Source organism: Deltaproteobacteria bacterium, assembly GCA_016210005.1.
Taxonomy (GTDB): domain Bacteria; phylum Desulfobacterota; class Binatia; order HRBIN30; family JACQVA1; genus JACQVA1.
In genome coordinates, this window is the sequence record JACQVA010000070.1 from 1 (window position 1) to 8,317 (window position 8,317).

Genomic DNA, 8,317 nt, shown 5'->3' on the forward strand with positions numbered 1-8,317 from the left:
AACTCCGACCGCGACGCCGACTCCCACGGACACTGCCACAGCAACACCGACCACCACCGCCACCGACACTCCGACGCTAACTCACACTGAAACCCCGACCGCGACACCGACTCCCACGGACACTGCCACTGCGACACCGACCACCACCGCCACCGACTCCCCGACGGCCACTCACACCGAAACTCCGACCGCGACGCCGACTCCCACGGACACTGCCACAGCGACACCGACCACCACCGCCACCGACACCCCAACGCCAACTCACAGCGAAACGCCCACTGTCACGCCGACGCCCACCGCGACTATCACTCCGACGCCGACACCGAGCCCAACGCCGACGCCCACACCCTGCGCCGGCGATTGCGACCACAGCGCCAGTGTCAGCGTCGACGAATTGGTGAAGGGCGTCAACATCGCGCTCGGCACTCTGCCTGTCACCGCGTGTGCGGCGATGGATAGAGATAGCGATGGTCTGGTGACGGTCAACGAACTGGTAGTAGCCGTCAATGCCGCCTTGTCCGGCTGTGAGGTTGGGCCGAGATGATCAGTGGCGCAACCACCAGTTTGCTGACCGGCGCGCGCCGCGGGCAACAGGACTTCGCTGGTCCGGTCCTAATGGAGTTGGGATACCGGCCGCGTTCGCTGCGCCACTCCTTCGACTTAATTCGGGTGTTGGTTCGGCGCGATTTCACGCTCAGCTATCGGCGGTCGGTACTCGGCGTGGTCTGGTCTTTGTTGCTACCGCTGGCCCAACTGCTGGTGCTGGCGCTGGTTTTCCAGATGGTCGTGCCGCTGAAGATCGAGGCTTACCCCGCGTTCGTCTTCGGCGGGCTGTTGCCGTGGGCCTGGTTCAGCACCTGTCTGAGCACAGCTTGTAGCGCGTTCACCGGCAACCGCGATCTGGTTCTGCGGCCGCACTTTTCGCCGCCCATTCTGCTGATCAGCAACACGCTGTCGCATCTGATCACCTATCTCGCCGCCGTCCCCGTCCTGCTCGGCGTGCTCTCATGGTATGGCCGGCCGTTGACCGCGGCGGCGCTGCTGTTTCCACTCCTCACGCTGATCCAGGGCGCACTGATTGTCGGCCTCGGCCTGATCGCGGCCACCCTCAACGTCTTCTACCGCGACGTGCAATATCTCGTCAGCGTCGGCTTGATGTTACTATTCTATCTGACGCCGGTATTTTACGCGCCACCGGCCGTGCCAGCCTATCAGCTGCTCTACGCGCTCAATCCGATCGCGGTGTTGGTGGTCGGATATCGCGCCATCCTGTTCGACGGGGTGCTGCCCGACGGCTTCCCACTGCTACTAACCAGCCTCATGTGCGCCGCGATCGGCGCCGCCGGTTGGCTGGTCTACCGCCGCTGCGAGCACGACCTCTTTGACACGATCTGAGCCTGCTCGACTGAATCGCCATGACCGCGCTCGTCACCGCCGACTCCGTCTCGAAGCAATTCCGCCTGCCCCGCGGCGGCCGGGGCACGCTCAAGGAATGGCTGTTGGGCGGCAGCTGGAGCCAGCGGTCGAACGGACACTGGGCCTTGCGCGACGTCAGCTTTGCGGTCGAGCCCGGCCAAGTACTGGGGGTCATCGGTCACAACGGCGCGGGCAAGACGACGCTGCTGCGCCTGCTGTGTGGCTTGGGCCGGCCCACCAGCGGCAGCCTTCGCTGCCGCGCCGCCGTCAGCGGACTACTCGAGTTGGGCGGCGGCTTTCACCCCGACCTCAGCGGCCGCGAGAACCTGATTACCGGCGGCATTCTCAGCGGGTTCACCGAGCGTGAGGTGCGGGAGCGGGCCGACGAGATCATCGCCTTCGCCGAATTGGAGGAGGTCATCGATCAGCCCGCGCGGACTTACTCCACCGGCATGTACTTGCGTCTAGCGTTTGCCACGGCCATGCACTTCGATCCTGAAGTCCTGATCATCGATGAAGTTCTCGCCGTCGGCGATGCCCGCTTTCAGCAGAAGTGTCTCGATCGGCTACGGGCATTTCGCGCCGCCAACAAGACCCTCATCTTGACCTCGCATGTCGCCGAGCAGATCCAGGCACTGTGCGATGAAGTGCTGGTGCTGGAAGAAGGCGCGGTGGTCATGCGCGGCGACCCTGACAGCGCGCTGCGCTGTTACCAAGATCTCATGCGCCAGCGCACCGCGCGCCGGGCGGCGCGCGTGGTGCGTAGCCGGGCAGTGACGCTTCCCCAGCAGGGCAATCGCGAAGGCACCTTCGAAGCCGTCATTGCCGCCATTCGTCTCTACGACGCGCAGCGGCGACCTTGCCATGTCCTCGCCAGCGGCGAGGCTCTCACCATCGAGCTTGCCTATCAACTTACTGAAGGCGTCGGCGATTTCGCCGTCTCGCTCGGGGTGTTTCATCAGCGCACGAAGTGCTTCGAGGTGATCGTGCCCGCCGCCGCCACGGCCTTCGGTCCACTCGCCCGCCAGGGCGTTATTCGTTGCCATCTTCCGCAACTGCCGCTCGCTCGCGGGCGCTATTTCATCAACGCCGGGCTCTATCCACCCAATTGGGATTTCGTCTACGACTACCACTCGGAAATGCACGACTTCGACGTCGTCACAGGCCCGGGCGGTTCGTTTGAAGTCACCGGCATCCTCGCGGTCACACCCGAGTGGTCGCGTTCGCCAGTGGAGTAGTCCCAGTGTTCAAACCGGTGCAGGTGATCGACCTCGAGATCGGCACCCCCCTGTCAGCAGTGGCGGCGCTCGATGGCTACGACCGCCTTCAGGCCTTGGTGCGTCTGTGGGGCCGCCCGCTCGGCGCGCTCTCCCTGCACCCTCTTGGCGGCCACTGCGCGCCGGCCGACGTCTGGCGGGCTATCATCACCCACCACAGTCCAGCGTTGCTGCGCCAACTCGTGCGCTCCGCGCTGGCCGGCCCGGTTAGCGATCGTTTCAACCTTACCGCTGCCCGCCACCGCCGGTCCGGCTCGGCGGCGGCCCGACCGCCGGTGACGGTGGCGGTGTGCACCCGCGACCGCACCGCCGGCTTGGCACGCTGCCTCAGCTCGCTCGCCGCCCTGGACTATCCCGCGCTCGACCTTCTGGTGGTGGACAATGCGCCGACAAACGACGCCACGGCACAGTTGCTTATGCGCCGGTTTCCGAACGTGCGCTACGTCTGCGAGCCGCGCCCTGGTCTCGACTGGGCCCGCAACCGCGCCATTGCGGAGGCACACGGCGACATCATTGCCTTCACCGACGACGACGCGGTCGCCGACTCACAGTGGGTGAGCGCGTTGGCGGAGGTCTTCGCCAGCACGCCCGAGGTCATGGCCGTGACCGGGCTGGTTGTCCCTTACCAACTCGACACTGAAGCGCAGCTGCTGTTCGAGCGCTACGGCGGCTTCGGTCGCGGTTGCGCGCGCCGCTGGTTCGTGCCCGCAAGCGGCTCCCGCCGGCCCCTCGAGCGCCGCTATCGAGGTGCCGGCATGTTCGGCACCGGCGCCAACATGGCCTTTCGCCGCGTCCTATTCGACCGCATCGGCGGCTTCGAGCCGGCCTTGGACGTGGGCACGGTCACCAACGGCGGCGGCGATCTCGAGATGTTCTTCCGCGTGCTCAAGGAAGGCCACACTCTGGTGTACGAGCCGGCAGCGATCGTGCGCCATCAGCATCGCCGTGAGTACCGTCAACTACGCGCGCAGATGCGCGACCACGGCATCGGCCTGTACGCCTACTTCGCCCGCAGTGCGCTCGCTTATCGCGAGGAGCGCGCCGGCTTCTTGTGGCTCGGCCTGTGGTGGCTGTGGTGGTGGAGCGGCCTCCGCTTGCTGCGCTCGCTACTGAACCCCGCCGCCTTTCCGCGCGACCTTATTGTCATCGAGTTGTGGGGCTCATTGCTCGGAGCGCTCCGTTACCGGCGCGCCCGGCGCATCGCCGCCGACATCGCCCGCCAGCATGGGCAGGCGCTGCCGCCGCGACCGCCGGCGGCGCGCGTCAACGCCCACGCTCGCAGTCTGCCTACGGCGATGCGCGTGGTCGAACTCAGCGAACCCCTGCCGGAATGGACCGACCTGGCCGGCCACGAGCGCGTGCGAGCGGTCGTCACCTGGCACGGCGCGCCGGTCGGCAGCGTCGAGCTCGCCAACGGCGGCCGGCCGGTGCGCGCCTTACAACTGGGCGATGTGATTGCCGACGAGCTCTACGATCGGCTGCTCGAGGTTCCCACCAGCAGCACCGACTTAGGCGCCAGCCGGGCGCGGGCACTGCTAGCGCTAACCCCGCCTGCGGCCAGCTCGCCCGCGGCGCCGCCTGCTTTGCCCGCGCAATTGCCGGCGGAGGAGTCGGTATCGATCGTGATCGCCACTCGCGACCGGCCCGACGACTTGCGCCAGTGCTTGGAAACGCTGATCGCCCGAGTTGTGCCGCGCTCCGTTGAGATTGTCGTGGTCGACAACCATCCCGGTTCGGGCCTGACGCCGCCGGTAGTCGCTGAGTTCGCCGGTGTCGTGTTGGTCAATGAACCGCGCCAGGGGTTGGCCCGCGCGCGCAACGCCGGCATCGCCAGCTGCAGCGGCGACATCGTGGTCAGCATCGACGACGACGTGCGGGTGCCGGAGGGCTGGTTGGAAAAGCTCTTGGCGCCGTTCGTGCGCCGCGACGTCATGATCGTGACCGGCAACGTTCTGCCGCTGGAGTTGGAGACCGCGGCCCAGCGCCTGTTCGAACTCTATGGCGGTCTCGGGCGGGGCTTCCAGCGGCTTGAAGCGGACGGTGATTGGTTCCGCCGCTTCAGCTGGAGGGCGGTGCCGACCTGGCTGCTGGGTGCAACGGCCAACGCGGCCTTTCGCGCCAGCCTCTTCTCCGATCCAGCCGTCGGGCTGTTGGACGAGGCTTTGGGCGCTGGCACCCCAACGGGCTGTAGCGAGGACACTTACCTCTTTTACAAAGCGCTCCGGGCCGAGCACACCATCGTCTATGAACCAGCCGCGTACGTTTGGCACAAGCACCGCCGTGAGCTGCGCTCCTTGTGGCGGCAGATCTACAATTACAGCAAGGGCCATGTCGCTTATCATCTAACCACGCTGCTACGGGATCACGACCTGCGGGCGCTGGTGCGCTTGACGCTCGAGCTGCCGTGGGCGTACCTTTGCCGTCTGCGGCAAGCCCTGCGCTGCCGCAACCGCGATTTGTTGTTGCTGACGGCGCCGGAGCTGCTCGGCCATCTCGCCGGTCCGTTCGCCCTCTGGCGCTCGCGCCGCCAAGTTGCCCGCGAGCAGCGCGAATTGGTTCCCGCCACGGCACCCGCAGCCGACTCCGCTCCTTTCAACGGGCAGCGCGCACCGCTGCCGCAGCTCACCGGCACCGAATTGCACCCCCCGCTGCCACAGGCTGACAAGGTGCGGCACGAGCTTCGCATCGCCTCGCCCTGACTCTCCGCAAGACGATGCGGTAGACATGTCGTGTCCAGCCCGAGTGAGGGACGCTTAAGCGCGCGAGAGCGGCGGCGGAATCCTATGAATGGGCAAGCATCACACCTCCGAGGGCGCCTTGGGAGAACGGACGGGGTGAAGATGCCGCACAGGGTGTTTGTATGGACCCTCTTCGGCTGCACCGCAACGCTGCGTTTCGACCTCACGACCTTGTACAGGTCTTCGCTCAAACTGCGTGCGTTCCTCGCAACCGCCCTCGTGGCACAGATGCTCGCAGTGCCATTATGGGCGCAGGAATGCGTGTATGTCACCAACCGGCGCTCGGGCACAGTGGCAGTGATCAATGCGTCTACCAACACGGTGGAAACAACTATCCTGCTGCCGGCAATTGAGTGGTGCGACAACGAGCAGCCCCCGATTAACGGGATCGAGCCAGCAGGGATCGCGGTGAGTCCGGACGGGCAACGCCTATACGTCACCTCTGGCCAGTGCGTCCTCTACGTGATCGACGCGGCCAGCCGGAAGGTAGTACGCTCGGTCCCGGTTGTGGGCGAGTTCGAAAGACCGGGCGAAGTGGCCGTGAGTCCCGATGGCGGTTCTGTGTACATCACCGATAACAGATACGACAACGATGCTCGTCAGGGCGGGGTCTCCGCGCTGGATGCGACAACGTACAACACGCGGAAACATATGGGCCTGGCGACTGGGGTGAGCCAGATTGCAGTTAGCCGGGATGGCAGTCGGCTCTATCTCGGGACTCAACCTCTGAAGGTTGTGGATACTCAGAGCTGGGAATTGGTTCGTTCGATCGAGACGGGCGGCTTCCCCTCGATGCTGGCGCTGGCTCCTGACGGCGGCGTGCTCTACGCCGCCATGAGCTTAGTACCGCCGCGAGACCAGCAACGTGGGGTATTCGCGTTCGACACGCTGACAGGAGGCCTCGCTGGGAGCGTGCCACTCGCGAGCACCCCTACTTGGCTTGCCATAGCTCCTGACGGCAGGCACCTATACGCACCTGAACCGCGCTCGGGTCAGATTACGGTCATCGGTACGGAGCCACTGGAATTCACTGGTTCGATTCCAGTTGAGCCCCTCGTTAAGAGCCTCGCCTTGACGCACGACGGCAGAACGGCCTACGCGGCCACTGACGCAGAGGCCATTGCGGTCATCGACACCGAGACACGTGCGGTCAGAGCCACTGTCCCGCTGACCGAGTGCGGCCGCGTGACGTGCGGGGGGCGGTTTTTGTGCAACCCTTACGAACCATGCGAGCCCGAGCGGATTGCAGTTGGTCCGTGTCTGGCGACGGTCACTCCAACTCCGACGAGGACGCGAGCGGGTACGCCAACGTCCACCCCCACCCCACTGCCTTGCCCCGGGGACTGCGACCATGATCTGGCGGTCTACATTGAGGAGTTGGTGCGCGCCGTCAACATCGCGTTGGGGCTGGCGCCCGTTGGTGAGTGCGGATGCATTGACACGAACGACGACCAGCTGGTCACCGTCGACGAGTTGGTTCGTGCAGTGGACATGGCCTTGAAAGGCTGCCGGTAGACGCCTGCTTCGCCCAGCAGGACGGAAGAAGATGACCAACCGTGGGATCGTGGCAGCGAACGCGGTCGTTGTATTCGTAAGTCTCGTCGCGTTAGGCGCCTGTGAACAGGGGTCAGCGAGCGCTACACCCGCCCACGGGACCGCAACCCCAACGCCCACCGCAGCCCGGACCGAAACCAGCACGCCCACGCCGAGCGCAACAACACCAGCCACCGCTACGCCCACCCCGACGCCGACCGAGACGCCCAGAACGCTCTGCCGTGTGTGCGGCGCGGCCCAGGAGGTCCCCGGCATGACAGGCTACGACCGCGGCGTGTGGGCCACCCTCGACCCCTTGGGTCTTCAGGCCGATGCTGACCTCATCTCGGCGTGGTTCTGTTTCGACGGTGTTCCGCCGGGTCAGTACACCGTGACGGTCGCTCCTGCGCCTTCGTTGCGGCCTTGTAATCGTTTCGGCTGCTGGCCTGCTAAGACCCCCGTTACGGTGGTCGATCGAGACGTCTTTGTCTACATCCCGATTTTCGACTTCACGCCGACGCCGTCACCAACATCCCTGACCCGCTCGACGCTCGACGCTATTCCGGGACACACGCTACACGTAGCCACCGCGCCGGGTGCGGTTCTACTTGGGATCGAAATTCTGGCGCCCAATTAATAGGCAGTTGACTGTTGTGTGGAGCCTAGCTTGCAGACAAAGATCGAATTGGACCTGGCTTCCGTACCATTGGATGATCCTCGGAGTCGCAATGGACGATTTGGCAATCTACTCATCGCATGCCTGTGGTTGGCGTTGCCGTCGCCGACCTTAGCGGCGGCCGCTGTCCAGGTATGTGGCCGGGTGGCCGACGATGAGCGCGCCACTAGCTTTATGCACGGAGGCACCGTCACGCTGGCACCGCTGGGCATGCGTGCTTCGATCGACGCCATCAACGCCAACTTCTGCTTCGCCGACGTTCCCCAAGGCATATACACACTGAGTGTAGAGCCGCGATGCAACCCATTTGTATGCCGCCCTGAGCAAACGCCCATCACCGTCAGCGATCACAATCTACACGTTGTTATTCCCTCTGCCTGCAGTGCCGCACCCTGCTTGTCACCCCCGCCGGGCGGGGACGCGGCCAGCAGCGCAATGCCGTTGACCGGCGCATTTGACCTGGACGTAACCCACATCGAGCGGACGCCACGTTACCGGATTTTTGGTGTTTCCTACGACCAGTGTGGCGCGTTTAGTTGCCGCAGCGGAGGTCCCTACCCTTTCTGTGCACCTGATCCTGCCCGAGAAGTGTTCGCTGGACACGGTGACGTGAGATGTTAGGGTCCTTCAGCAAGCTTGGCAAAGACTTTGAAGAACTCGGCGATGTCGTCCAGGCG

At 65.0% G+C, this 8,317-nt stretch carries 6 protein-coding genes; all 6 read left to right on the forward strand.

The genetic code is table 11. The annotated features are described in order from the left end of the window. Positions 1-544 (forward strand): hypothetical protein (locus HY699_07350; protein ID MBI4515616.1); only part of this gene is annotated, 544 nt, incomplete at its 5' end. Next, entirely contained in the window at positions 541-1,395 is an 855-nt protein-coding gene (locus HY699_07355; protein MBI4515617.1) for an ABC transporter permease, read from the forward strand. The genes HY699_07350 and HY699_07355, both read left to right, overlap by 4 nt. 20 nt (positions 1,396-1,415) lie before the next feature. Further along, positions 1,416-2,654 (forward strand): ABC transporter ATP-binding protein, encoded by a 1,239-nt coding sequence (locus HY699_07360; GenBank protein MBI4515618.1) that lies wholly within the window; start codon positions 1,416-1,418, stop codon positions 2,652-2,654. Between the two features lie 5 nt (positions 2,655-2,659). Beyond that, entirely contained in the window at positions 2,660-5,392 is a 2,733-nt protein-coding gene (locus HY699_07365; protein MBI4515619.1) for a glycosyltransferase, read from the forward strand. Positions 5,393-5,527: 135 nt separating this feature from the next. Beyond that, entirely contained in the window at positions 5,528-6,946 is a 1,419-nt protein-coding gene (locus HY699_07370) for a YncE family protein (GenBank protein MBI4515620.1), read from the forward strand. A gap of 292 nt (positions 6,947-7,238) precedes the next feature. Then, positions 7,239-7,601 (forward strand): hypothetical protein, encoded by a 363-nt coding sequence (locus tag HY699_07375; protein MBI4515621.1) that lies wholly within the window; start codon positions 7,239-7,241, stop codon positions 7,599-7,601. The last annotated feature ends 716 nt before the right edge of the window (positions 7,602-8,317 follow it).